Annotated in this window: 21 protein-coding genes; 9 read left to right on the top strand and 12 right to left on the bottom strand. The window is 70.1% G+C overall.

From position 1 onward, the window contains the following. Positions 1-9 precede the first annotated feature (9 nt). The 6 genes from PQI07_RS26425 to PQI07_RS26450 all read right to left on the bottom strand — a co-directional run bounded on the left by PQI07_RS26425 (position 10) and on the right by PQI07_RS26450 (position 9618). On the bottom strand, positions 10-2220 hold the full coding sequence (locus PQI07_RS26425) for a coiled-coil domain-containing protein (protein ID WP_274928011.1): 2211 nt from the start codon (positions 2218-2220) through the stop codon (positions 10-12). Continuing rightward, the gene (locus PQI07_RS26430) at positions 2217-4760 is read right to left on the bottom strand and encodes a hypothetical protein (RefSeq protein WP_274928012.1); all 2544 of its coding nucleotides are present in this window, start codon (positions 4758-4760) and stop codon (positions 2217-2219) included. The genes PQI07_RS26425 and PQI07_RS26430 overlap by 4 nt, the downstream gene beginning before the upstream one ends. Before the next feature lie 10 nt (positions 4761-4770). Beyond that, positions 4771-5988, bottom strand: a complete 1218-nt coding sequence (locus PQI07_RS26435) for a DNA cytosine methyltransferase (protein ID WP_274928013.1) — start codon at positions 5986-5988, stop codon at positions 4771-4773. A gap of 256 nt (positions 5989-6244) precedes the next feature. Beyond that, on the bottom strand, positions 6245-6733 hold the full coding sequence (locus tag PQI07_RS26440) for a hypothetical protein (RefSeq protein ID WP_274928014.1): 489 nt from the start codon (positions 6731-6733) through the stop codon (positions 6245-6247). Beyond that, on the bottom strand, positions 6730-7188 hold the full coding sequence (locus tag PQI07_RS26445) for a hypothetical protein (RefSeq protein ID WP_274928015.1): 459 nt from the start codon (positions 7186-7188) through the stop codon (positions 6730-6732). The genes PQI07_RS26440 and PQI07_RS26445 overlap by 4 nt, the downstream gene beginning before the upstream one ends. Positions 7189-7419: 231 nt before the next feature. Further along, the gene (locus PQI07_RS26450; RefSeq protein ID WP_274928016.1) at positions 7420-9618 is read right to left on the bottom strand and encodes a 5'-3' exonuclease H3TH domain-containing protein; all 2199 of its coding nucleotides are present in this window, start codon (positions 9616-9618) and stop codon (positions 7420-7422) included. Positions 9619-9807: 189 nt separating this feature from the next. Between PQI07_RS26450 and PQI07_RS26455 the strand changes: the two genes are divergently transcribed. Then, positions 9808-11067 (top strand): hypothetical protein, encoded by a 1260-nt coding sequence (locus tag PQI07_RS26455; protein WP_274928017.1) that lies wholly within the window; start codon positions 9808-9810, stop codon positions 11065-11067. Positions 11068-11077: 10 nt separating this feature from the next. On the opposite strand, the gene PQI07_RS26460 is transcribed toward PQI07_RS26455, so the two are convergent. The 3 genes from PQI07_RS26460 to PQI07_RS26470 form a co-directional block, all read right to left on the bottom strand. Next, positions 11078-11971, bottom strand: a complete 894-nt coding sequence (locus tag PQI07_RS26460; RefSeq protein ID WP_274928018.1) for an autoinducer binding domain-containing protein — start codon at positions 11969-11971, stop codon at positions 11078-11080. A 265-nt stretch (positions 11972-12236) separates the two neighbouring features. Then, the gene (locus tag PQI07_RS26465) at positions 12237-14282 is read right to left on the bottom strand and encodes an RNB domain-containing ribonuclease (RefSeq protein ID WP_342462673.1); all 2046 of its coding nucleotides are present in this window, start codon (positions 14280-14282) and stop codon (positions 12237-12239) included. Positions 14283-14505: 223 nt separating this feature from the next. Continuing rightward, positions 14506-15045: a hypothetical protein gene (locus PQI07_RS26470; protein ID WP_274928019.1), complete on the bottom strand. Its 540-nt coding sequence runs from the start codon at positions 15043-15045 to the stop codon at positions 14506-14508. 81 nt (positions 15046-15126) lie between these two features. Here PQI07_RS26470 and PQI07_RS26475 point away from each other — a divergent pair, with 81 nt between their 5' ends. The 6 genes from PQI07_RS26475 to PQI07_RS26500 all read left to right on the top strand — a co-directional run bounded on the left by PQI07_RS26475 (position 15127) and on the right by PQI07_RS26500 (position 20095). After that, positions 15127-16311 (top strand): hypothetical protein, encoded by a 1185-nt coding sequence (locus PQI07_RS26475; protein ID WP_274928020.1) that lies wholly within the window; start codon positions 15127-15129, stop codon positions 16309-16311. A gap of 69 nt (positions 16312-16380) precedes the next feature. After that, positions 16381-17127: a hypothetical protein gene (locus PQI07_RS26480; protein ID WP_274928021.1), complete on the top strand. Its 747-nt coding sequence runs from the start codon at positions 16381-16383 to the stop codon at positions 17125-17127. Positions 17128-17153: 26 nt separating this feature from the next. After that, complete coding sequence (locus PQI07_RS26485) at positions 17154-18200, top strand: hypothetical protein (protein WP_274928022.1); 1047 nt, start codon at positions 17154-17156, stop codon at positions 18198-18200. Positions 18201-18213: 13 nt separating this feature from the next. Beyond that, positions 18214-18651 carry a hypothetical protein gene (locus tag PQI07_RS26490; RefSeq protein WP_274928023.1) on the top strand — a complete coding sequence of 146 codons (438 nt, stop codon included), beginning with the start codon at positions 18214-18216 and terminating at the stop codon, positions 18649-18651. A 72-nt stretch (positions 18652-18723) separates the two neighbouring features. Then, positions 18724-19683, top strand: coding sequence for a hypothetical protein (locus PQI07_RS26495; RefSeq protein ID WP_274928024.1), 960 nt, complete (start codon positions 18724-18726; stop codon positions 19681-19683). Between the two features lie 34 nt (positions 19684-19717). Then, positions 19718-20095 (top strand): hypothetical protein, encoded by a 378-nt coding sequence (locus tag PQI07_RS26500; RefSeq protein ID WP_274928025.1) that lies wholly within the window; start codon positions 19718-19720, stop codon positions 20093-20095. An 8-nt stretch (positions 20096-20103) separates the two neighbouring features. Here PQI07_RS26500 and PQI07_RS26505 read toward each other — a convergent pair whose 3' ends face one another. Further along, a complete protein-coding gene (locus PQI07_RS26505) occupies positions 20104-20667 on the bottom strand; it encodes a GNAT family N-acetyltransferase (protein WP_274928026.1) in 564 nt (187 codons plus the stop codon). A gap of 206 nt (positions 20668-20873) precedes the next feature. Between PQI07_RS26505 and PQI07_RS26510 the strand changes: the two genes are divergently transcribed. Further along, positions 20874-22247, top strand: a complete 1374-nt coding sequence (locus PQI07_RS26510) for an Eco57I restriction-modification methylase domain-containing protein (RefSeq protein ID WP_274928027.1) — start codon at positions 20874-20876, stop codon at positions 22245-22247. 127 nt (positions 22248-22374) lie between these two features. After that, positions 22375-22911, top strand: a complete 537-nt coding sequence (locus PQI07_RS26515; protein WP_274928028.1) for a hypothetical protein — start codon at positions 22375-22377, stop codon at positions 22909-22911. On the opposite strand, the gene PQI07_RS26520 is transcribed toward PQI07_RS26515, so the two are convergent. Together PQI07_RS26520 and dinB are read right to left on the bottom strand one after the other, a co-directional pair. Continuing rightward, positions 22878-23534, bottom strand: coding sequence for a hypothetical protein (locus tag PQI07_RS26520; protein ID WP_274928029.1), 657 nt, complete (start codon positions 23532-23534; stop codon positions 22878-22880). The genes PQI07_RS26515 and PQI07_RS26520 overlap by 34 nt on opposite strands. Continuing rightward, positions 23531-24667 carry a DNA polymerase IV gene (gene dinB, locus PQI07_RS26525; protein WP_446720986.1) on the bottom strand — a complete coding sequence of 379 codons (1137 nt, stop codon included), beginning with the start codon at positions 24665-24667 and terminating at the stop codon, positions 23531-23533. Before dinB ends, PQI07_RS26520 begins: the two co-directional genes overlap by 4 nt. Between the last annotated feature and the right edge of the window lie 124 nt (positions 24668-24791).

Raw genomic sequence — 24791 nt, forward strand, 5'->3', positions numbered from 1 at the left:
CTGGTCGCTTCAGTTGTTCGAGGTGACGAGCTTGATGGTCGGGGCCGCCTCCGGGCGCCCCTCCCAGGCGGCGCGGAGACGGGACAGCAGGGACTCGACTTCACCCGCGTCCATTTCGAGCGCGATCGCCTCCGCGCAGATGCGCGCGAGGCGTCGGGCGTGGGCGATCCGGGTCGGGAAGCCGACCTTGGAGACGCTCGACACGGTCGCCTTCATGTCGGCGGGCGGATCGGTCGGATCGAGAGCCGACAGCTTGGGCGACGCGGGACCGAGAAGCAGCGCGGCCGCGGCCGAGGCGCCCGGCGCGATGGAGCCTTCCGCATCCACGAGGCAGGCGTCGCGTCCGAGCGCCTCGACCTCCTCCGCATCGACCTTCGCCACCGTGCAGCACAGCAGCAGACGGCGCGGCAGGTCGCCACGTCTCGCTGCGGCCGCGACGGCCGGATGCCAGAACCGCAGAGCGGACCGGTCGGCGTCCGCGATCACGCCGAGGACGGTGCCGCCGTCGTCGGAGGAGCTGTAGGCCACGGCCTCGCGGAGCGGCGTCGGTACCGAAGCCCCGGGCCGGGTCCAGAGATCCTCAATCGAGATCACGGTGGGGTCCGCCTGGAGCCGAGCCGTCCGACCTCCCGACAGCAGGCTCTCCGCGACCTCGACGAGATCCGCCGCCTCGTCGCCGTGGATGATCGGGACCTCGCCGGCGAGCATCAGAACCACCGCCTGGAGCAGCGCCGTGCGCCCCTTTTCGGAAAGCAGCCCCGAACCGCGGACCGCCTCCGTGAACGCCTTTCCCGAGAGAAGCTCCCCGCCCGCCGCGAAACGGGTCGGCAAGGCCGCGACCGCCCGTTGAACGGTTGCGGCATCGGAACGGCCGCCGGCCGCCGCCGCGTGCGCGGCCTGCTCCCGGGCGGTCTCCTCGCGGGCGGCCGCTTCCCGCGCCGCCGCCTCGGCGGCCGCGAGCGACCGCTCGGCGCGGTCGCGGGCCTCGGCCTCGACCGTCCCGAGAGCCTCGATGTCGCTCCGCCGGCGTTCGAGATCCGCCGTCGCCGCCGCGAGATCCCGTTCGCCGGCGGCGAGCCTGCCGTCCAGCCGCGCGACGGCCTGCTCGAGAGCCACGCGGCGTTCCGAGAGCCCGGCGTCCACGGCCGCGTCGGCCGTACGCTTGCGCTCGGCGATTTCGGCGTCGGCCTGGGCCGATTTCGCCTCGATCGTCCGGTCCAGGTCCTCCAGGAGATCCCGCTCGAGCTGGGCAAGCGACCGGCGGACCTCCGCCTCCTTCTCGTCGCGACCGGCCCTGACCTCCTCCGCGAGGTCGGCTTCGAGCCGGGCCCGGATCTCCGGCACTTCGGCGGCGGCCGCCTCCTCCGCCGCACGCGCGACGAGGGCGTAGATCTCCGGATCGGACCGCACGGCCGAGAAGTACTTGTCGAGAAGATCCCGGCGCGCGGACAGGCGGTTCGCCAGCGCCCGGGACCGAAGGATCTCCTGCGCCACCCCGGAATCCGAGATGTCGGCCAGGGCGTCGGCGTGGTCCCGCAGCCAGCGCGCGATCCGCAGTGGCGTGTTGTCGGAGGCGTCGCCGTCCGCCAGCGCCCGGACGATGCGGTCGATGTACGTGGCGTCGTCCGACCAGTCGTAGGTCGAGATCTGCTCCTGCTCCGTCACGTCGTAGTATCGCGCCACGTCGTCGGCGGCGGCGAAGTCCACCACCCGCGCGGGATCGAAGCGACAGGCGGCCAGCGCCTCGATGCCGGGGCCGGCGGCCTTGAACAGGCCCTGTCCGTTCGATGCCAGCGACAAACGCACGACGTGCTCGGCGTCCACCCTGAAGGCCCACTCGCCCGCGGACCCGTCGCCCCAGCCGTCCTCGACGAGGAGACGGCGGGCGGCCTCCGCCGAGCCGAGCCGCGACAGGTCCGCGAAGGCCGCGAGGCGACGGTGCCCGACGGCCTTGAAGGAGGCCTGCGACCGGTGCCGGTCGTTCCGGGCCGTGCGCACGAGCAGCCAGTCGCCGGTCTTCAGGGCGAGGGCCGCGTGTCCGCGCAGCTCGACCTCCCCGTTGTTCGGAAAGAGCTTCTGCGGGTCGTCGATCGCCGCGGCCGAACCGTCGGCACCGCGTTCGCCCTTGATGGCGATCATGGCCGTGGCGTCGCGCGAGCGCGTGCTGGTTCCGATGAACCAGCGCTCCGGGGACGCGGCCGGTGCAGTTCCACCCGTCATCGGTAGGCCTGGCGGTTGCGGACGGACGAGAGCCGCCCTTCTGACCAAAGGAAGCGATCCCGTCCGCCCGAGCGCCGGACGGTGTTCGCGACGGCGGCCGGCGACGGACCATCGGAGATCGCGTCGCCGAGCGTCAATCCCGGCAGCAGCAGCCGGAGGCGGACGAGGTCGCCAGCGCCGAGGGGGTAGACGTAGTATCCGCCCACCGGGCCGGGGTTCGTCAGGTGGCGGAAACGAAGTTCGCGGGACAGGGCGTCGGGCAGGAGCCCGTCGTGTCCGTGGACCGCCAGCACGCCTTCACGCGGCTCGAACAGCGGTCGGCCGGCCATCGCGTGGCCGGCGAGCACGGCCGCCGAACGCGAGAGATGGTAGCTGGCCCTGTCGTGCGAACGCGCGACGAAGACGTCGTGGTCGCGGGCGCCGGCGTGCACGTAGCGTTCGATCGCGACGGCCGCGGCGGGATCGGCCTGCGAAGGCCCGAACACGAAGCGGCCGGCATCCCAGTCCCAATGCGAGCCGACGCGATATCCGTCCGTGCGACGAAGGGTCGTCGACAGGGCGAGGGGAACCGCGGCCGGTACGGCGGCCGCCGGGTGCACGGGCCAGCCGAGGCGTTCGGACAGCACGTACGGCGGGACGCCGACGCAGCCGACGACCGGCGGGGATGCCGGCGACAGGCCGGTGTTGCGGAACGGCGCGCCGCCGAGGGCCGCGGAGGCCAGCCGGAACTCCTCCTGCATCCGCTCGCACAGGGCGCCGGAGAGGATCACCGTACCGCCGCCGGCGTCGTGCAGGCCCACGGGTTCGAGCGTCCAGACGCGGCCCCGCCACTGCCGCCTGAGCCGCGGCCGGACGATCCCGGCATCCTGCAGGCACCGCAGCATGGTCCAGGGCCCGACGCGTCCCCCCATGCCGCGTCGGATCAGCTCGACGAGGTCGAACTCCTCCCAGCCCGCGCGTCCGCCCGCGTAGACCGCCTCGAGAAGATCGCACAGATCGGGGTCGGTTTCGGCCCACCCCGACGGGGTCGGTCGGGTCGCGGGCCCGGCGGCCGCCTCGACGGCGCTCCAGTCGTCGAGGGCTGGCAAATCCGCGTTCGCGCCGGACAGATCCTGGTGCGGTACCGCCTCGGGCGCGAACGTCACGCGCCTCGACCAGCCCGCCACCGGCGACGAGATTAGGAAGGTCCCGCCGACGGGGGCCTCCGAACGCAGAAGGTGGATGCCGGGCGCATCCTCGTCCTGGACGGCCTCGACGTCGCCGCGGGCGCCGGGCTCGGCGTCGATCACCGGATCCAGCGCGTCCGCCGAGATGCGCGGCAGGAAGGCGGGCCGCCCGAGCCAGATGTCATTGGTCTGGACGCCGTCGAAGATCGAGACCGGAAGCACCCGGCCGGACGGCCGCGCGACGACCCCCGCGTCGGCGAGCACGGCCACCACCACGGCGAGAGGCATGCTCCTCGACGCGATCCACCACGTTCCCGTCGGCTCGACCTTGCCCAGCCGGTCCCCGACGAGGCCGCGGAGCCGGTCCGACATGCCCAGGCGCACGTAGCCGCGGCATTCGGCGAGTTCCGTCGCCGAACGCCATCTCGCGTTCCCCATCTGCAGGAACGGAACGTACCCCGCCTTGACGGACGGATGCGGGTCCAGCGCCTTGGCGGCGGCTGCGAGATCCGGTGCGGTGATGCGGGACCCGTCCGCGCCCTCCACCAGGTAGACCCGCTCGCCGTCCTCGCCGTAGCGGATCTCGCAGACCGCCACGGAGCCGGCCCGGGCCCGGCCGGACGCCGCGGCCTGCGCGAGCACGAAGCGCCAGAAGCGGTGATCGGCCAGGGCACGGGCACTACCCATGTAGGCCCGACGGAAATCCTCGAAGGCTCCGCGCAGCCCGTGCGAGGCCCGCGCGCCCAGCGCCACCGTCGAGAAGGTGCGCAGGAGGGCGAGCGGCTGCTCCAGGGCTTCCGGATGCCCGGCCACGAAGCGGCCGACCAGCGCCACGTCGCGCTTGGCCGGGAAACTGATGTTCCGGGTGTAGCCGATGTGGGTCCAGCCGTTGTCCGGCGGGAGCACGAGGCGCCGCCAATCCTCGCCGCGGGCGGCGCGGACCTCCAGCCAGTCCCGCAGACGCCGCCACATGATCGCGACGCCCTCGAGCTTCGAGAACGAGCGGTCGGACGGGAGCCACCATTTAAGCTTCGCGCGGTAGGCGCCTTCGCCGGTCTCCTCCACGAGACTGTCCACGAACAGCGTCATGGCGAGGTAGACGAACCATCCGGGCACGCCCTGCGACCGCTCCAGCCGGGGGTGGTCGGCATGGGTCAGCGCCGCGAGCAGCGCGTTCTCCCGGAACGAATTGCGGAAGGCCTCCTCGACCTGGGGGCCCTGGTCCAGCCCGAGACCGCAGGCTTCGGCCAGGGTGGAGGCCGTGATCTCGAGGGAAAGGATCGGGGAGGCGTCTCCGCCCGGCCGCACGCGAAGGAAGCGTGCGCAGAGGACGCGCTCCCATTCGATGAGGTTGGCCGGGATCGATTGAGCCATGCCCGGCGCCTCAGGCCATTTCCGGCATCGGCTGGCCGAAGGGTTCGACCGCCCGGTAGCGGGTCCAGGCGGCGTCGCGCCGCCATCGCGCGGGCAGATCGATGCGGTCGAGGATCCTTTCCCGGAGGAACGCGACCGCCGGGACGGCCAGACCGTCCCCGAGCACCTGGAAGGCGAGCTCGTAGTGCCCGGGCAGGCGGTAGTCCTCGGGCAGGCCCATCAGCCGCCCGCCCTCCTCGGGGGATAGCAGGCGCGTCCGGACGCGACGTCCCTCGACCACGATCACCCGGGCGCGGGAGCAGCCGCCCTTCGGCGTCCGAAGGCAGCCGGCGGTCGGCGCGAAGTTGATCTCCGCGCGGAGCTTGCGGCCGTGCGGCGTCGCGCGGGTCCGGAGGTGGAGGCTTCCCACCATCCTGCGGCCGGCACGCTTGGCCTCCTGCAGCCGCTTGAGGTTCAGATCCGACATCATCGCGACGAGCTTGGCGGTCTCGTCGGCGAGGTTCCAGACGACGCCGGTCGGACGGTCCGAGATCAGGTCCGAGAGCGCGGAGGTCCGCGTCGGAGCCGCGCCCGGATTCCACCAGATCCAGCGGTCGGCCGTACGTCGGTCGAGACCCTGCACCGCCCGCACCAGGACGTCGGGATGCCAAGGCCGCACGGGGGCATCCACGCGCAGCTCGGGCGGCACGCGGCCGAACCGCCGGACGGCGATGACGAAGACGCGCGGGCGGGACTGCGGCACGAAGTGGTTCGCGTCCAGCACGATGGCGCCGAAACGGTAGCCGAGATCGGCCAGCGCGCGGCCCACGGTCGCGAAATCCCGGCCCTCGTTTCCGGTGAGCATTCCGACGACGTTCTCGAGCACGATCGTGCCGGGCGCGCGCTGGTCGTCCGCGAGTTCGCGCACGATGCGCGTGAAGGCCCAGAAGCTGCCGGAGCGCGTCCGGCTCCCGTTGGTGTCGGTACCGAGACCGAGGCCGTTGCCGGCCAGCGAGAGGTCCTGGCAGGGAAAGGAAGCCCAGGCGAGATCGGCGAGCCCAGGCAGATGCGCGGCGCGGACGTCGCCGATGTCGCCGCGGCGCAGATCGGAGGCGCCCCAGTTCGTCTCGTAGGCGGCCGCCTTCACGGGATCGATGTCGTTCGCGAACAGACAGCGCCATCCGGAGCCGAGACCCGCCCGGGCCATTCCGCCGCCTGCGAAGAACTCGTAGAAGGTACGCCCCGTCATCCAGTCCCCGCCGCCCCTTCCGAGCGACCCGAGGAGGGCGCTTCGAAGTCGGAGTTCTCCGATCTCCGGGCATCCCTCCCTCTACAGCTCCGCCCGTCCCTGCGCCTCAACTACATGTTGCAGGGGTTAACGGACGGTGCTTCCGGGATGGTTGACGGATCGTTGACGGACGGGAGTACGAAGGAACAGGCCGGCACGCAAGCACAGGTAGACCCACGCCGATGGGATCTGCGCCTTCGGCCTCGCGGCGCGACGCCTACGCCTCGGGTTCGGTCCCGGCGGGGGAGGGCGGGCACGGCGGCCGGTCCGGCCGGAGCATCGGGAACCTGGACGACCAGCTGTCGACGTGGAGAACGGCGTGAAGCCGGCAGCCGTCGCCGACGAGATCCGCATCGTCGTCGACCAGGACGGTGCATCCGTGCTCCGCGGCCACCCGTCCCTTCCATCGCCGGAATTCGCGTACGAGCGCCGGGTCGCCGCCGTCGTCGAACGCATCGCGCAGCCGATCGGGGCAGAAGTGCACGCCCGTGAAGAGATCCATGCCGAGGCCGACCCCGGCAAGAGCGGCGGCGACGTCTTCGAGCCTGGACGCCCGGCGGAAGGTCGCGAGGTGATGCCGCTTGTCCCGCCTGCCCCGGAGGTAGGCTCCGAGGAAGACCTGCCTGGGGCCGTCGACGAGCGTTCCGTCGAGATCCCAAGCTATCGCCGCGTGCCCGTCCAGCAGCGGATGGAACGGGCCCGTCACAGGAGACCGGACAACCGCAGCGCGCCGGCGACGATCGCCGAGAATCCGAGGCCGAACGCGCATCCGCGGGTGAAGCCGGAATTGTAGGTTTCGCGGGTGTGCCGTGCCATGACGCCGACCCAGGCGTCCTCCCGTGTTCGCCGCGCGCCGGGGGCTGCCGGGCCGTCGGTCGGCGCCTCGCTTCCGCCGGAGGAATTCAGGACGTCCAGGAAGACGGCACCCGCGGCGGTCTCGACCGAGCTGCCCCAATACGTCTGCATCAGGTTGCGCCTGCACCGGCTCAGGACCAGCGCGCTGACGGCCAGCGGAGCGTTCGCGTCCCGGCTGGGGAACAGGTCGTGGGCGAGGCCCGCCAGAACGGGATCGAGCCTTGCCCGCACGATGCCGTACTCGTCGGGGAAGTCGGCCGCGAGGCGACGGTCGATGTAGTCCGAGTTGGGAGATACGCTGATCATGCCGCTCGCGCCTGCGGCTTCGAACCGACGGGATCGCCGATCCGAACGCCGACTTCTGCCTATGCTTCGGACGGCCGGCCGTCGGGGACGGAGCGGCCGGCTCGGGTCTCCATCACCCGGCCCGCCAGCCCGGACTCATGGAGGCCGGAAGGAACGGTCGAACCGGAGGGAGTCTCGTTCCTTCGAAGATGGCTGCAAAACCGGAGCCGCACAACCGCCCGGAAGGCTTTGTCACGCCATTCCCGGCACCGGTCCGGATCGCATCGAGGAGTTTTGAACGACGGGTGTCGTTCCTTCCGGTGCGATCAGCTGGCGTATGCGCGCCGATTGCGCGTCGTCGAGGGTCGGGCCGCGGTGGAGCCAGCCCGCGTACGGGACCGAGAGAACGTCGTTGGATATCCCGGCTTCCGGACCGCCCGGGGCGCAGAGCAGGTCGGGTAGCGCGGCCGCGGCCCAGGCCAGAGTCTCCGGCTCGGCGAACCTGAGGCGTATCTCCGGAGGGCGGTCGCCCGACGTCCGGGGTCGCACCGAGAACGCGACGGCCCCCTCCGGAAGCGAGGTGCGCACGAGCGCCCCGATCTCGGCGGCCCGACGGATCTCCATGACGTCGTGCCACCGGTCGGCCACCGCCTCGACGTCGAGTTCCTCGAACCAGAGTACGGTCGCCTCGTGAAGGACGTCCAGCTTGGAGACGGACATGGCCCGCGCCGTGAGGATCGCCTCCTCCTCCGCCGGGAAGGCGCAGGACATGCCGATCTCCTCGAGCTTCCAGCCGGGCACCACGAAGTTCATGCACCGCAGCGCATCCTCCCGAGCCTCGCGCCGCGGCGCGCCCCGCACGGAGATGCGCTCGAAGGGATCCGGCCAGCCGAGCGGATTGTAGGCCGCAGGTCCTGTCAGGTAGCGGCCGTCCCGGTCGCGATCGGCGCGGACCTGCATGTAGGCCGATCCGGAAAGGGGGCGGTCGCCCTCGACCCGGGGGCCGGACGGGATGCCGGCACAGGCCAACGCCTCCTCCACGGCGACGAGGATGCGACCCCACCGTTCCGGATCCGGCGCCGTCTCCGCGTACAGCACGATCGACTTGCCGGCCTGCCGGCGCGACGCGTCTCCGAGCTTCGCGGAGATCGACGGTCCGGCCACCTTCGCATGGATGCGCGCCTCGGCGACGATCGGCAGGATCGCGTCCCATGCGTCGGCGAGCCGGGCGACGTCCACGGAGACGTGGACCTTCCAGCCCTCGTGTCCCTCGGCCGCCGCCCCCCTCGCGTCGGGCGGACGGAAGTCGTAGCGGACCCAGGCGTCGACGTGTGCCATGGATCGGGGCATCGCCGTCACCGCGCAGTGCGGCGTGTCGAGGGAGAACGGCTGTCCGCCGTCGGCCGGAACGACCGCTCCGTAGCGCAGGGCCGCGATGCCCGAAGCCGGTGCCGGGCGCTCCGCGGCGAAGGCCGGATCCGGCGGGTAGGCGGCGGGATCGGTCTCGTAGAGCTGGCCGAGCCGCCGCGACAACCAGCCGAACTCCATCGCGTTGACGAACGGGATCAGCGTGCCGGGGTCCGGCCAGCCGAGCAGCAGGGCGTCGAGCGGAACGGGCATCGGCGCCCCGGTGTCGAGTTCCACGAGCCGCCGCGACAGGCGTGCCGTCTCGGCGTTCTCAAGCAGGGACGCACGTCGGCCCGGCTGCTTGATCTCCCCCGCCCGGGCGAGAAGGGTCTCCAGATCGCCGTACTCGGCTATCAGCTTCGCCGCCGTCTTCATCCCGATCCCGGGCACGCCCGGAACGTTGTCGGTCGCATCGCCCATCAGCGCGAGGACGTCTCCCAGGCGTTCGGGCGGCGTGCCCTCCCAGGCCGCGGCGACGGCCGCCGGATCGAACAGCCGCGCCGGACGATGCCCGGTCCGCCCGGGAACGCCGTATTCGAAGTCGAAGGCGTAGACGGTACCGCCCACCAGCTGCATGAGATCCTTGTCCGAGGCGACCATCAGCACGTGCGCCCCGCGGGCGGCCGCGGCGGTCGCGTACGTCGCGATCAGGTCGTCCGCCTCGTAGTTCTCCACCTCGATGCAGGCGAAGCCGAACGCCCGGACGGCGTCCCTGAACAACGGCTTCGTCCGTTCGAGATCGGCGGGTGTCTCCGCCCGGTTGGCCTTGTAGGCGGGATAGAGGTCGTGCCGGTGCGATCGGCGCGAGTGGTCGAACACGATCGCGAGGTGCGAGGCCCTGTGCTCGCCGAAGCCGGCCTCCAGGAACGAGAGCAGGCGCTCGCAGAACTTCCGGACGCCCCCGTTCGGGAGACCGTCCGACGGACGCAGGTTCTTCGCCGGATCGCCCCCGGCGGCGAGGTGGTAGGCGCGGTGCATGAAGAAGGAGCCGTCGACAAGTGCGACGACGTCTCCCGGCCCGACCGGCGCGTCATTCCGTTCCATCGAATCGTCCCGATCCAGGTGGACAACGGCGCTATTCCTTCCGTGGACGCCCGACAAACGCAACAGCGGCCTTGTTCCTTTCGTGCGCGTGGTCCACGCTTGACGTATCGAAGGAACCATGCCGTGGCCGTCTACTGCCCGCCCACCTTCCGAAGGAATGCAGTATCGGCCGCGGACGCACCGCCGCCGGTGCACGCCGATCTCCGCGACGACGAACTGAGACGCCTCGTCCAAGCTCACGTCGAGATCGACGTCCCATCCACTTCGCGGCGCATCTCGCGGGCCATCGCGAACGCCGATCTGGCCGACATCGAGGCCGGCCGCCTTCTGATCCTCCACGTCTGCCGCGAGATCGCATCGCGCCTGACCAACCAGGTCGAGGGCATCCGTGCCGAGGCGTCCCGCGATCCGTTCATCGCCGTCCGGCAGGCGGTCGATCTCGTGAGGACGGACTTCGAGCATCTCGTCGGGCTGTATCGGTACGGCGCGGGCGACGCACGGGCGCACGACCTTGCGGAACTCCTGACAGGCGTGGCCGAGGTGGCCGCCGAGGCGAAGGTTGCGACAGCGATCCTCGCCGAAGCCTTCCATTCCGATACCGTGGCGGTCTCCTGCGCCGATGCGGCTGCCCACAATCTGGTCCGGATCCGGGAGCGCCTCGTAGCCCTGGGGGTGAGCACCGAGATGCCGGGCGACCGGATCGACGATGCCGCGCGCATCAGGCTCGCGCGGCAGGCCACGCGCGATCTCGACGCGATCGCGCCGAGCGAGATCCGGCGCATCGAGCGCCTCGCCGGCAACTGGTACCTCCTGAACGCCTCGACGCCGAGAACGGGCAGCAGGAAGGCGAGCGGCGGTCTCGTTCCGCCGCTCGCGGCCCGGGACGCCCTGAACCTACGCAGGGCGGCCGCGGCCGCCGCAGCGGCCTTCGCGCATCTGCGCGACGAGCCCGGATTCCTGGGCCTGCTGCGCCAGGTCGCGATGGTCGAGCGGCACCGCGAGGCCGCCGCGAGCGGCACCACCGTGTTCAAGGGCTCGCCGCTGGCCAATCTCAATCAGCGGATCCGGGACGCCCTCCGCACCGAGGCGAAGCCGGTCCCGGTCCTGACGCTCCGCCGGGAGGCGGGCGGCGTATCCGGGCGGTTCGACGACGGCAGGACCGGGATCGCGATCCTCGACGACCACTCCGCCCGTCTGTCGCCGAGATATCCGGACGCGGTCCGCATCGTCCCTCTGGCCGCCCATCGGGTCGATCTGCCGACCATCGAGGAGGCCGCCGCCGCCGGAATCGGCCTGTCCTTCCGGACCCTGGAGGATGCCCTCGCCTGCATCGAGATCGGCGATCCGGACACGGTGCGCCTCTTCTTCGACGGCGACTATGCCGTCGTCGACCGGACGGACGAGCCCGCTCCCGTCGCCCCGGGCGCATCCGGCCCTTCGCCGGCGTAGACGGAAGCGATCAGGGCCTGACGAGACGCCTGTGCACCGCGATGGCTACGGCGTGGGTCTTGTTCGCGGCACCCAGGCGTCTGGATGCGTTCGCCAGATGGGTCGTCACCGTCTCGGTGCCGATCCCGAGGATGACGGCGGTCTCGGCCGCGGTCTTCCCCCTCGCCGCCCAGCTCAGGACGTCGATCTCGCGACCTCGAAGCTTCGGCCCCCGTTCGTAGAGCCCGTCCACGATCCGGACGCCGGCCGGGAAACGATGCGGGCGTCCGTCGAACGTCGCGAACCTCTCGGCCCAGCTGCGGGCTATCAGGTGGAGATGGCGAAGGCGCGGCTCGGCCTGCGATCGGAAGTCGGCCTGCGTCCCGGTCCAGAAGAGGCTGCAGGCGTTCACGACGGGCTTTCCGCCGCCGTCCATCGTGTGGAGCGGCATCACCACGCCGTCGACGTAGCCGAATTCCCGAGCCGCCAGCATCGTCTTCTGCGCAAGGGTCGGCCGCCCTCCGATCTCGCCGATCGGGACCTCGTGCCACATGAAGGGGGCGTTGGAGACGCGCACCCTCGCGGTGCACGGATCGTGCTGCGCGAAGCCTTCCGAGAGGTAGGTCTCATGCCAATCACGCGAGACCGTCGATATCACGCGCCCTCCGTCGACCGCGGCGGTCGTGCCGTCGAGATAGGCATAGGAGTCGAAGCCGAGTGCGCGGACGATCGACTGGAAGGCGATCGGCATGTCCTCGGAGCGGTCGACGGATTCGATGACGGTCAAGGCGTCCAGGAAGTCGGCTTGCGTATCGGTCGAGACGGATGCCCTGGGCCGAAACGTCCGGCGCGTCTCGGACCGAGCCCGGCCGACGATGTCGACGGGCTTCACGATGCCGCCAAGTCCCTGAAGGGTACGATCCAAAACATCCGCCCGAAGAAGCGTGCCCAAGCTCGGATCGGCTCCTTACAGATCGGGTAACGCCGGGACAACCCACGGCAACCCCGCACACCCATGCGTCCCCGATGTCTTCCGCTCTGCAAGCTTCGATCGGCAGATCACGGTGTACGATTCGTTCATGCGGCGAAGACTTCGGAAAGTCGTCGCCGGTGAACCTGATATATATCAGTTGTAGCCGGCGGCGCACGCTTCGGACTTTCCGGTCGCCCGTTCCGATCCATCGAACCCATCAGGCCCGCTGCGGAACCGACTGGAGCTCGGCGAGCATGGCGGCGGCCGCGGCGCGCTCGGCCTCCTTCTTCGATCCCGCCCGGCACGAGGCCGACCGCAACTGCCGGCCGCCTACCTGCACCGTTGCCACGGCATCGAACGCCGGCTTGTGCGGAGGCCCGCCGGCGCGGACCTCGAAATGCGGCTTCCCCCACCCGCGACGGCTGCAGAACGTCTCCAGATGCGTCCGCACGGCCGGATCGACGGCGGTCGCGGGAGGCGGCGCGATCGCGGGCTCCGAGTAAGGCACTTCGGTCGGAGGCGGTGGCTGCCCTGGCCCTCCGTCGACACCCATAAGGACGAGCATCGCGGCGGCGGCCGCCTTCTCGGCCTCCTTGCGGGACCGGGCCGCCGCGGGCGGCGACACCAGGACCTTGCCGCCGACATGGACGGTGGCCACGCCCTCGAATACGCGATCGTGCGGAGGGCCGTGCTCGGTGACCCCGTACCTCGGCAACGGCAGATGCCGCTTGGCGCAGTACTCCTGCAGACGATTGCGCGGGTTCTGCCCCGGAGCCGAAGCGGCAGGAGCCTCCGGGTTCGCGGACTGCATGCCTTCGGACGGCGCAGGCTCCGGCGGAACCTCCAGGCCGGCGATGGACGCGAGCAGATGCACCGACGCGGAATGCTGCGCGGCCTTCCGCGTCGGCCGGACGACCGCCGGCGTGACGTGTTCGACCCCGTCGAGCTCGATCCTGCCGGTGCAGGCGAAGACCCCGGCATGCGCGGAGCCACCCCTCGTCTCGGTGAAGGAGGGCTGCGACCAGCCCATCGCCATGACGCCGTAGTTCAGCACGTTCGGTGCGTCGTGGGGGTTCGCCCTGAGCCGCGCGACGACGGCTTCGCCGGTCTGGCCGCCGAGCACGAGCAGGCGCGCCATCTCCTTGGCCGTCGGCACGCCGGCCTCGATGCGGCGCACGCCCTCCTCGACGACGGCCTCGTTCAGATTGGACGGGTCGGCCGCCACCGCACGGACGACGCGCCTGAAATCGAGCGGACTGGCGTCGGCCACTCCGCCGCCGGCGATCAGTCGCCCGGTCGCGCGCTCGATGCGGGACCGGTATCCGGCGGCACGCCTGTCGAGCAGCTCGTCCTGCCGGGCGTTGATCGCCTCGGCGATCTCGTGGAGCGCGGTCTCGTCGTAGGGAGCCGGCCGACCTTCGAGATGGGCATCCAGCATCCGCTGGTTCACGAGATCCGCGAACCGCCGGAGCGGCGAGGTGAACCATGCGTAGGCCGGCAGATTCAGGCCGTAATGGCCCTGCGGCTCGACGCCGAGTCGCGCCCGCGCCATCAGCCGCGGCCGGCCCGCGAAGGCGACGTCCGCACCGGCCACGTCCACCGCGCCCTCGAGTTCCGCCAGGATCTGCTCGCGGGTCCGGTCGTCCAGGGCCCGATGGTTCCGGTAGAGCAGCGGGATGCCTTCCCGGGCCGCGAACGCCGCCAGGGTCGCGTTGGCGAGCACCATGAACTCCCGGACGATCATTTCGGCCACATGCCCTTGGCCGGACATGAGTATGACCGCGCCCTCCTCGTCGAAGGCGATGCCCTTCTCGAGGTCGTAATAGGCGATGGCTCCGGACGCGCGCCGGGCCTCGAACAGGCCGTGGGCCAGATCGCGCGCCTGGCCGAGCATCTCGGCGATCCGTCCCTCCCCGTCGCGGACAAGCGCGCTCGCCTCGTCGTAGGTGAGACGCTGGCGGCTGCGGAAGATAGCCTTGCCGCAGTCGAGGCTCGTCGGCTTGAGGGATCTATCGAGGACGATCCTCGTCAGGAACACCGGCTTGCCCTTCTCGGCCGTCAGGCTCGCCGCCTCGACCACGCCCATCGGCAGCATGTGCCTCGCGCCGTCGGCGAGGTAGTTCGTGAACAGGCGCTGCCGGGCCGCGGCGTCGGCACGCCCGCCGATCGGGACGTATTCCGTCAGTTTCGGGAACGCGATCTCGGCCGTCCATCCCGTGCCGTCGCGGTCGACCCAGATCGCGTCGTCGAGGTCCGCTGCCAGACCGGATCGATCGTGACGCCCTTGAAGCTTCTGGCCATGTCACCGGCACCCTTTCGGGGATCGCACGGAGGCCGGACGGCCTCCCGACGCGCGATCCGAGACGTCCCCGAGCCGCCGACCGTTCTCGACGGAACGGTCGGCGGCTCGGATGCGCTGGGCATATCCTGGCGGCGGGCGGCGGACTTGTCCACGCGCCCGGGCCGGTATGTTGTCGACGGTTCCTTCAGCGCGGGGCGAACGCCGCCTGCTCGGCGTCGACCTGAGGAGCCGGGATCCGCTGAAGGTAGGCGTCGATCACGCTCCGCACGTTCGACAGCGCCTCCGGATCCTCCCTGCCCAAACGGGCAAGGGCGCGCACCAGCTGATATTCCGTCTCAGGCAGGCACTCCTGGAGGTCGACGCGCAGATCGTAGGCGGGGTTCGATACGTCCGGATCCGCCCGCACCGACTCGGGATCGTACTGGCCCGTCTCGCGGACCCAGCCTCCGAAGCGGGCCGCCAGGGCACGCATGACCTGCTCGGTCTCGGGGCTATGCTCGATCTCGACGAGCGTGTGCGGGTGCTGGAGCCGATCCTTGAACGTGAAGTGGCGCTCGTCCGTGTAGACGTGGAACGGGTGGGATGCGTGGCTGGAGCGGCCGATCACGCCCCAGTCGGGTCCCTTGGACGGGAGCGCGGCCGCCCGATGTCCCATGGCCTTCAGCGTGTCGACCACGGTTTCGAGATCGTGCCGGCCCGAGAGGATGCCGATGAATGTGCTCATGTCGTCGCCGCTTTCGATTTTCGGGCATTCCTTCGATGCTACGGTAGCGGCTGAGGCCGAAAGAACGAAACGGAGCGCCCCTTGGAGCTGTCCGACGCCTTCGACGACATCCGTCCAGCGGACCCGTTCCCGGGCCGCGTGGACCAGGAGGTCCTCTCCGTCCGCATGACCGACGGCCGGCACCTCGAAGGATCGCTGATGCGCATGGGCGGCATGGCCTTCCTGCAGGTCAGGAATCCGGTTGCCAGCCTGCAGCCGAACGTCGAAGGTCCGATCTCGCCCGAGGACGTCGCGGGCTATTCGGTCCTCCGCACCCGCGAGGAGGTGGCGGCCGAGCGGTTCGAGCGTTCCCGGGGCGAACCGGTGCCCGGGTACTTCGTCCGGACGCGGGACGGCTACGAGGCGCGGCTGGATCGGCTCGCCCGGGCAGCCGCGATGGAGACCAGTACGCGACGGAGACAGATCGAGCACCAGTTCGACGATGTCGCCGACGAAATCCTTCTCGCCCAGACAAAAAGGAAGTGGCTTTTAGACTGTGCGCGCTGGTATAGATACTCGAATGAGGAGCCTACCAAGATAGATCTGTCCGGCGGTTGCATGACGACTGCCATGAAATACCAGCGCCCGCGACCGCAGGACTTCGATCCCGACCCGAAGATACGACGAGCCCGCGTGCAGGTTCCCGATTACGTCGCCAACGACCCTCTGTCCACCTGGAACATGATGCGCACGTTCCGGGCCCTGGGCTACAACGCACGCGCCTCGGTCATGGGCGATGTGACCTGGGAGTCGGCCGACCTTCTCGTCGACTTTCCGGAGGGTCGCGAGAAGGGGCGCTACAGCGTCACCGGACGGCGCGAGCCGTCGGGCACCATGGTCTGGAACTACCTCTGGGACGGCAACGGAACGAAGACGGACGACCGGAGGCGCTTCCGCAGCCAGCAGAGCGATCGGTTCGAGGAGTTCAGGAACATCCTGGTCTACGGGACGCTCATGCCGCAGTTCTCGGAGAAGGGACGTCCGGCATACCGTGTCGACCTGCTCGTCGACGATCCCCGGCCGGTCTTCGACTGGCTCGAGGAGCATGCCGGGGCCGCGGTGGCGCGGAAGCTCGCGCGCGAGACCTCGATCGGCTGGCACTTCGTCGTCGTATTCGGCGAGGAGCCTGCGGCGGTGGCGTTCCGCGAGTGCTGGAGCGAGGACCTCGCCACGCGGGCCAAGGTATCGGAACGTCGGAAGGCGCTCCAGAACGCACCCGTTCCTTAACCCTGGGGGCGCGGTCCTGTTGCAATGACGGGGCGGCCGTCGGAGAACCGTTCGGACGAAGGAACGACGATGCAGGAACTGCGCACCGAGACCCGCACCACCTACGGCTTCCGCGACGCGGCGACCGGCGCCCTGGTGCGCGTCCGCATCAGCGAGAACGGCCCCAACACCTACGCTTGCGGCGACAAGAGCTACGCGCTCAGTCGCGACCCGCACGGACCGGTGTTCGAGGTCGCAGATCCGCTGCAGGCGGCGATCATCCTCCATGCCGACCAGCAGTGGTACAACTCGACCGAGGACAGCCCGTCATGGGGTGACTTCGAGGCGCCCGAGGTCCTGCTTCCGGTGCGATTCGACGCGGTCGCCGTCTTCGAGCACGGCTATCCCGACGCCGTCGAGACGCGGCGATCCACGATTCCCACACCGCTGCCACCCGCGGCCGTTCTTCCCAAGGTCTCGCAGAGCCGGAAGGGCGTCGGCGTGCTCACGAGGCGCTACTTCGGCGTGCTGCCGCCCGAAGACACCCACGGCGTCGAGATGGCGGTCTTCGGCCTTCCGGCGGGCACCGACTTCGACGCCGTGCCGGGCATGCTGCTCATGAAGGCCGGGGACCGCATCCCGCATGGGGTCGCGCTGGCGGCCGTCACCGTCGGCGAGGATTATCCGGTACGCGACGACGACATAGATCGCATGCCCGCCGGCGCGGAGCCGATCCTCGTGCTCTTCGATGCGTGGCCCTCCCGTCCGACCCCGCTGGAATTCGCGGCCTGGACCCGCGTGCCGGCACCAGACGCGCCGCAATTGCCCCGCCCCTGATCAGCCCGGATCCGCGAGAACCCGCCATGGCCGCCGCTCCCCGCATCCTCGTCGAGGCATTCGAATGCCTGCCCGACCAAGCCCCGCCGTCGCGCAGGCGGATCGGCGTCCTGGACCTGTCCGATCCGATCTCGGACGCGCTGCTGTTCCGGCGGATCTCGTCGCCGCCGCCCCAGATCATATCCGTCGGGCTGTTCGCCTCGGCGCTCGACAGGAACGTGTCGACCATCGCGTGGGAAGGGCGCCTCGCCATCCCGAATCTCGCCGCCTCGATCGACGCCTTCGTCTCGGGCATCGGAGGGATTGAGGGCATTCGACGCTTTCGGCGCCATCTGACCGACATCGGTACCGCAACAAGGGCCGTGCAGCGCGCGGAGGAGTTCCGCGACCTCGTCGCGCAAGCGTCCTTCGTACCGCTTGCTGAAGCGGGGCAGGGGGCGATGTTCTATTGCCACCTCGCCCATGGCGAGGCCGAGTATGTCCCAGCAGCCGGCGACGCCTATCCGGCTTGGCGGTACGACGACTACGTCAGGCGGCATCCGCGTCCGGACGTCGACTTCGATGCGCCCGAAAGATTGGCCTGGAACGCCGGCTACGACGCCTGGGCGGGGGAGGAGAGGCCGCCGCTGGTGTTCCTCACGACCCCCGTCCACTTCGCCGGACTGGACGCCGCGGCCCTGCGCGACGCCTTCGAGGACGACGGCGCGGTCGACCTTCCGACGCTCCTGGCATCGGCCTGCGAGGATCATCACGAGGACGCCTTCGAACAGCTGGTTGACGAGGACGGTCTGTTCGATCTGGTCGCGGCGTGGCTTCCCCACGCGGGAAAGGGCACGGCCGAGGACCTCGCCCTGGAGCCGGCGATCGCGACCTGGAACGGGCGCCAGACACTCGTCAGCTACATGCTCGACGAGGCCCGCTACACGGGTACGTCGACCGACGTCGATGCGGCCGCCATCGCCCGGTGGTGCGCACGCCACGTCGAACGTGCCAAAGCTTCGCTCGAGGAGGCCCGGATCTGGTCGCCTCTCCCGTCCGCGATCGGGGACGCCCCGTCGTCGCGGGCCGCCTGACGGAGCCCGCACCGTGTCCCGCCGCGACCCCGCCCTTCAGTATCACCTATCCGTCGAGCCGGACCTCGTGCCCGGACTGTCGTTCGCGCGGCAGCAACGCACGACGAGTTCGGCCGGCGCCAGGGGCGAAGCCGGCGGGGAGGGGATCTATACGACCCACCATCCGGCCCACTGGGACCGACAGATGGCCTTCGAGAACGTCGGGGACCTCCCGTCGACGCTCTACCTCGTCAAGGTCATGGAGCCGACCGAAGCCGTCATCTCGTCGCCCCACCAGGATCTTTCGCCGCCCGGACACGTCGTCGTCCTCGCGAAGATCCTGACGATCGATCCGGAGCGCCCCCTGGACATCGGGCGGGCGGAGCATGTCGTCGAGCGCTGGATCGCGGCGAATCCAGGTTTGCTCGAGCCCGAGTTCGATCCACCGTCCACGATCCTGCCTTCGCCGTGAAGCGTCGATCAACGGCTTGCGCTTCGCCGACGCCGTCCGCACCCTGCAGTTCAGACCGACGACGGTGACCACATGCCGACATTCACCCTCATGGTCCGCGAGGCGGGCCGGCTTCTCGGCGAGACCGACGTCACGCTTCCGGAGCTGACCTTCGTGCCCGAGACCGCCGTCGCCCACGAGGGCGCGGACGGGCGCGAGACCCCGTTTCTGGGATGGGGCGGCAGGTTGTGGATCGCGATGCACGAACCCGTCGCGGACGAATCCGGCGTTCGCAGACCGCTCTCGCCGGAAAGCCTCGCGCAGCAGGTGAACGAGGTCGTCGACGGCAATCCTTTCGGCCCAGGGACGATCCGCAATCCCTTCAACCCCGACCGTTTCTTCCAACCTCTCGCCGCCCCCTCGAATGCGTGCCGAACAGCCGTCCTGGAGGCTCGGATGGCCGAGGTGAAGGCCGCCGCGCGAGGCTTGGCCGTCATCGAGGGGGCGGTTCACCGTGCCGTTCAGGAACCCGTGCACGTCGTGAGCGTGGGCCGCGGGTCCGTCCGGGTGGACACGAGATTCGACGACGATGCCCCGGGCGCGCCGCGCATCGTCTGGAACGTCTTCAGGGCCGACCGCGGCCAGGATGCCGAGGCATTCGCGGTCGAGTTGGCGGCATCGCTGAGTCTGCCGCTCGCCGAGCCGTCCGGCTGGTTGCGGGTGGTCTACAGCCAGATCCTGAGGGCGGACGACGTCGGGGGAGCCTTCGGCGAGGCCTTCAGGCGCTTCCAGGGGCTCGGGCTTCCGGATCGATCGGGGCTGGGCGAACGGATCGCCACTCTGCCGAAGGATCTCCTGGATCCCGCAGCGGCCGAGGAGGCATACGCCTTGCTCGGTCAGGTCCGTGAGGAGCTCGATCGGGCGCTCGACCTGAAGGGCGACATGCGCCACGAAGCGGCCGTGGAGGTCTGCAACCTCGTGGCGGCCCGATACGAGAGTGTCGATCGCGACTGGTTGAAGGCTCGGACCGTGGTCCCGGTCTTCGCCCCCTGAGCCACCTGTCCACGCAGATCCGCGGAGCGCGCGCATGAAGGTCGTCAGGCCGGAGATCGTCGACGGGGAGATCGTCGTACGGGAGACCGAAGAGGCAGCTCCGGAGCCCAAGCACGGGAGTTGCCCTTTCCTCGGTCTCGTCGGCAATCGCCACGGCCTGCTTATGGGCGGTCCGTCGGGGAATGCCTGCGCGCTGACCTTCGCGCATGCGCCGTGTCGCATGGAGATGGCGGGCGAGGACCCGACGTGTGACGGGTGCCGCTTCTACAACACGCCGGAACGGAAGCCGGAGGTCGATGCCGTGATGGACCGGTGCTCCGTCGTGCTGATCGGTGCCGGCGAGGGCGGCGACTTCTCCGCATCCGACTGGTTCGTCCGGGTGATGGGCCGGCCCTACCGGCGGGCGAACTAGGCGCCGGCTCAGGCCGCCGGCCGCAGTGCCGTCGTCTCGGCGGCTTCGCGGTCGAGGATGTCGCGTTGATCCTGAAGGGTGGTGGCGAAGCCGACGCTTCCCTTGGCGCGGTCAGGCACCGGTGCGAAGCCCAGACTTCCCGCGAGCCCGCGCGAGGCTGCATTGGCGGCGTCCATGCGGGCCTGGACTGCAAGATTGTGGTTCTCCAGCAGGTGCAGGACGACGGCTCGGGCGGCTTCGCGTGCGATGCCCCGTCTGCGGTGCTCGGGAGCGACGTACCAGCCGACCTCCGCCGTATCGCGCCACAGACCGCTGAGATGGATCGTCCCGAGCGCCACCCCTTCGAGATCGCGGATCAGCAGCGCGCTGCCGTAGCGGATGACCGAACGCGCGAGCCCGGCCACGTCCTCGATATCCGGGGCATTCCCGTCGTAGCGTTGCGGGAACAGCCAGTTGAAGGAGGGGTCGTTCCACAGCCCCACGATGTCGGCCTCGTCCTCAAGCACGGGCAGGCTCAGGACGAGGTTGTCGGTCCGGAGCGGATCCGAAAACGGGTGTGACCTGCTGGACATCTCGAACCGATCCGTTCCTTCAGGGCGAGCTTAGGGCAGGTGCCCGCAAAAGCATCGGCCCCGCGGGCAGGCAGGCACGGATCGCAAGGGAAGGGGACAATTGCATCCTTTCAGGTAGGCTGGATTTCAGCTTTGCGGAAGGAACAAGTTGCTACGCATCCGCCGGTGCTGAAGGGTGGAGGCCGATCCAAGGCACAGAAGAGACGATGGCCATCGATACCGGAACGACGTGTGCGGAGCGGTCCTCCGCCATCGACGCCCTCCATGCGGCGACCGCCCTATACACCTCGACACCGGTGGTCGAGGCCCTTCTCGATCGGATGGGCTGGCCGGATGCGGATGGGCGGCTCCTCGATCCGAGTTCGGGCGACGGCTCGTTCCTGGTGTGCGCCCTGGCCCGCATCCCGACGCCGGCCGGCGACTTCGGAGCCCTCGGGCGGGTCCAGGGTTGGGAGATGCATCCGCAGGCCGTCGAGCATGCGCGGGAGCGCATCGCCGATCTTCTGGCCAGCCGCGGCTGGACCGAGGGCGACGCCGCGCGAGGGGCCGAGCTGGTCGCGCACGAGGGCGACTTCCTGACGGCCGATCCGCGGGGCACGTTCCGGTTCGTCGCCGGCAACCCGCCCTACCTACGCTGGGGGCACCTGCCGCAGCTGCTCAAGGAGACCTGGTCGCCGGTCCTGCCGGACTTCGCCCGCGGAGATCTGCTCCACGCCTTCCTCGACCGCTCGGTCTCCATCATGCCCGAGGACGGCGTGGTCGGGCTGGTCACCTCCGACCGGTGGCTCTTCAACGCCACGACGACGGGGCTGCGACGCACGATCGGTCGGAAGGCAGGCATCAGCCATCTGGCGCGCCTCGACGCCGCCACCTCGTTCTATCGGCCGAAGACGCGCCGGAAGAACAGCGCGCCGCGCGTCCATCCCGTGGAGGTCGTGCTGCGCCCGCTGGGCGAAGACATGCTGGAACTCTGCGGTCGCCCGATCTCCCCGGACGGGGCCTTCGACGAGGCTCACGACGGGCCGGTCCTGGCCGACGTCGCGACGGTGAAGCTGGCGCCCTGGCTCGGGCCCAAGGGGATCTTCCTGCTCGGATCCGAGCAGGCCCGCGCGCTGCCGGATGCCGACCTTCTGCCGGCGGTCGACAGCGACGACATCGATCCCGAGACCGACGTCCTGGGGCAGCCCACCCGCTTCGCGATCCGGACGACCCGGCATGCCGAGCCGGCGGGCGCGGTCCGCGAGCACCTGCTCTCCTCCCGCGGGCGCATGCCCAAGCGGGGACGTCTCGGCCGCTGGTGGATGCCGCCGGAAGCCATCACCCTGCCGCTCGACCGTCCGGCCATCCTGGTGCCGCGGATCGGCAGACGTATTCGCGCGGTGCGCCTGCCGGCGGGCGTGCTCCCCGTGAACCACAACCTGTACGTCGTCGCCGGCCAGGACGGCCGCTCCCTCGACGAGATCGAAGGCATTCTCCTGTCGGAGGCGACCCAGGCCTGGGTCGCCCGCAATGCGCCCCGCCTCGAGGACGGCTACCTCGACATCCGTGCCGGGCTGATCCGCCGCATTCCGGTGATCTGACCCGTCCAGGCGGTCTGACCATGGCCTGGTCCAGGTTGCGCTTTTCGGCCGATGCGGCTCCGATCCTCCGATGCGAAGGATCCGCGTGACACGGGCCGAGGTCGAGGCCATCGAGAAGTTCGCCCGCATGGCCGCAGGCGACGCGGCCGTGCGGTTGAGTCCCGAAGATCACGACGCGATCGAGGGCAAGAACTACGTCGCCGGCGAAGGACACCTCACCTCCTCCGCGATGGAAATCCTTCTGCGGGAGGACGTCAAAGGTCGTCTGTACCTGGTCGTGGCAGGCCACCTGCCTCGCATCGCACCTACCGTCGAGGTGATCGACGATACCCCCTGCCAGCTGGCAGCCCCGGGACGTGAGCCACAACAGCTCGTGGCCATGCTGCCGCCGCCCGCCCCAGCGAACCCGGATCCGATCCCGAACCCCCTATTCGCGCTGAAGCCGCCGAGGCGCATCGATCCCGGGATCGTGCTGACGCCTTCGGCATTGGAACTGCGGGACCGTCTCCTGAATCAGTTCGGGCGCTGGCCAGAGATCGGCATCATTCCACCCGTCTGCCTCGATGCCTACGAGCGGCGAGACGTCAGGCAGCTCATGGGCGCCGGGCATCTGGAGTTCGATCAGGGATCCTACATCCTGCGCGATCCCACGCCGGCATCCTGATCGGCTTTCGCGGCACGGACCCGGATCGCCGTAACGGCCTCGGCCAGCTCGGTATGGATCCCGTCCGGCACCGCATCGACGGGCCGGGCCCGGGGATCCCTGATCTCGAACACGCAGCCGCTACCGAACCTGACGGCCACCCGTCCGCCTTCGGCATCCACCGCTTCGACCTCGTCGTACCCGACGACGGTCAGCATCGGGCCCTCGGAACGGACGACCGCGGCGACCAGGGCCTCCTCGCACACGAACAGGGTCGTGGATCCCGCCTCCATCGCCAGCCGTGCGAAGCCCGTGCCGAGCATCCGATGCCAGCCTGAGCCCGGAGCCCTGAGGTGGAGCGCCGCCGCCATGACGGCGACGCAACCGCACCAGACCGCCGCGATCGCCGGCCATGCGTGCGGAACGAGGAACGCGCACAGGATCGAAAGGGCGCCCGTGCCGGCGGCGATGCACAAAGCCAGGAAGGACAGGTTCGCCTGCCCGGCGCGCGCCCTCGCCCAAGGCTCTCGGCCGCCGGGACCGGTCGCGATCTCGTGTAGCGGATTCCAGCCCTTGCCCCGGACCCCGGCCAGAAAGGTATCGATGTTGCGGCGGACGATCAGATCGACGCTGGACGCGCTCAAAGGTCCATCCTGAATTGACCGTCGTCGGCCTCGTCCCCGAGGCCCGACATCGTGAAGCCGATCAGGCGGACGCTGAGCTTGAGGGGGTAGGCCTCCCTGAGCAGATCGAGCACGATCGCCTCGCAAGCCTCCCGACCGGCGACCGGGACCTGGAGCGATCTCGCCCGGGTGATCTGGCTGAAGTCGGAGAACTTGAGCTTGAGCGTCACGGTGCGTCCCTTGGCTCCGTTCGCCTCCATCCGCGACCAGACCTTGTCGAGGATCGGCTGCAGGCGCTCCCGCAGGTCGTCGAATTCCCGCAGGTCGGTCTCGAACGTCGCCTCGGCGCCGATCGACTTGCGGATCCGGTCGGGCCTGACGGGACGGTCGTCGATGCCCCGGCTGATGCCCCAGAAGTAGCCCCCGCTCTTCCCGAAGTGCTGCTGCAGGAACTCGATCGGCTTCGACCTAAGATCGGCACCGTTGTGGATGCCGAGCGCCTTCATTCGGGCCTCGGTCGCCGGGCCGACGCCGTGGAACCGGCCGACCGGCAGATCGAGGACGAAATCCGGCCCCATGCGCGGCGTGATGACGAACAGCCCGTCCGGCTTCCTATAGTCGGAGGCAAGCTTCGCAAGGAATTTGGTTGGGGCAACACCGGCGGATGCCGTGAGATCGAGTTCGTTCCGGATGCGGGCCTTGATCTCCCGGGCGATCTCCGTGGCCGTCGGGATGCCGCGCAAGTTCTCGGTCACGTCGAGATAGGCCTCGTCGAGCGACAGGGGCTCGATCAGCGGCGTGTAGTCGGCGAAGATCGCCCGGATCGCGGCCGAGACCTCGCGGTAGACGTCGAACCGTGGCTTGACGAAGACGAGGTCCGGGCACTTCCGCCAGGCCGTGACGGACGGCATGGCCGAGCGGACTCCGTACCTTCGCGCCTCGTAGCTGGCGGCCGCGACCACGCCGCGTTCGCGCGAACCGCCGACGGCGATAGGCCGCCCGCGCAGCGAGGGATCGTCGCGCTGCTCCACGGAGGCGTAGAACGCGTCCATGTCCACGTGGATGATCTTGCGGACCGGGCGCTCCGCCGGGGAGGGGGCTGGCACCTCGCGTCCGGCATCGGCGACCTCCGGTTCGAGGCCGGTGTCGAGCATGGGGGCATCCTAGCCCGGGTTTCGCCGCCTGTCGCCTGGACGGGGCCCAACCGATCGGCGATCGCCTCTCGGGATGCACGCCATCCACCGCTGATCGCACTGTGGCAGGCATCGTCCCGGGCGG

It is taken from the genome of Methylobacterium sp. 092160098-2 (genome assembly GCF_028920805.1).
GTDB classification, from domain to species: domain Bacteria; phylum Pseudomonadota; class Alphaproteobacteria; order Rhizobiales; family Beijerinckiaceae; genus Methylobacterium; species Methylobacterium fujisawaense.

What these genes read in the sequence shown, in the direction of transcription:
- PQI07_RS26495 (WP_274928024.1), top strand. Translation starts at nt 18,724, where the DNA reads ATGCCGACATTCACCCTCATGGTCCGCGAGGCGGGCCGGCTTCTCGGC.
- PQI07_RS26425 (WP_274928011.1), bottom strand. Translation starts at nt 2,220, where the DNA reads ATGACGGGTGGAACTGCACCGGCCGCGTCCCCGGAGCGCTGGTTCATC.
- PQI07_RS26430 (WP_274928012.1), bottom strand. Translation starts at nt 4,760, where the DNA reads ATGGCTCAATCGATCCCGGCCAACCTCATCGAATGGGAGCGCGTCCTC.
- PQI07_RS26450 (WP_274928016.1), bottom strand. Translation starts at nt 9,618, where the DNA reads ATGGAACGGAATGACGCGCCGGTCGGGCCGGGAGACGTCGTCGCACTT.
- PQI07_RS26505 (WP_274928026.1), bottom strand. Translation starts at nt 20,667, where the DNA reads ATGTCCAGCAGGTCACACCCGTTTTCGGATCCGCTCCGGACCGACAAC.
- PQI07_RS26515 (WP_274928028.1), top strand. Translation starts at nt 22,375, where the DNA reads ATGGCCGCAGGCGACGCGGCCGTGCGGTTGAGTCCCGAAGATCACGAC.
- PQI07_RS26510 (WP_274928027.1), top strand. Translation starts at nt 20,874, where the DNA reads ATGGCCATCGATACCGGAACGACGTGTGCGGAGCGGTCCTCCGCCATC.
- PQI07_RS26480 (WP_274928021.1), top strand. Translation starts at nt 16,381, where the DNA reads ATGCAGGAACTGCGCACCGAGACCCGCACCACCTACGGCTTCCGCGAC.
- PQI07_RS26470 (WP_274928019.1), bottom strand. Translation starts at nt 15,045, where the DNA reads ATGAGCACATTCATCGGCATCCTCTCGGGCCGGCACGATCTCGAAACC.
- PQI07_RS26485 (WP_274928022.1), top strand. Translation starts at nt 17,154, where the DNA reads ATGGCCGCCGCTCCCCGCATCCTCGTCGAGGCATTCGAATGCCTGCCC.
- PQI07_RS26445 (WP_274928015.1), bottom strand. Translation starts at nt 7,188, where the DNA reads ATGATCAGCGTATCTCCCAACTCGGACTACATCGACCGTCGCCTCGCG.
- PQI07_RS26435 (WP_274928013.1), bottom strand. Translation starts at nt 5,988, where the DNA reads ATGACGGGGCGTACCTTCTACGAGTTCTTCGCAGGCGGCGGAATGGCC.
- PQI07_RS26500 (WP_274928025.1), top strand. Translation starts at nt 19,718, where the DNA reads ATGAAGGTCGTCAGGCCGGAGATCGTCGACGGGGAGATCGTCGTACGG.
- dinB (WP_446720986.1), bottom strand. Translation starts at nt 24,667, where the DNA reads ATGCTCGACACCGGCCTCGAACCGGAGGTCGCCGATGCCGGACGCGAG.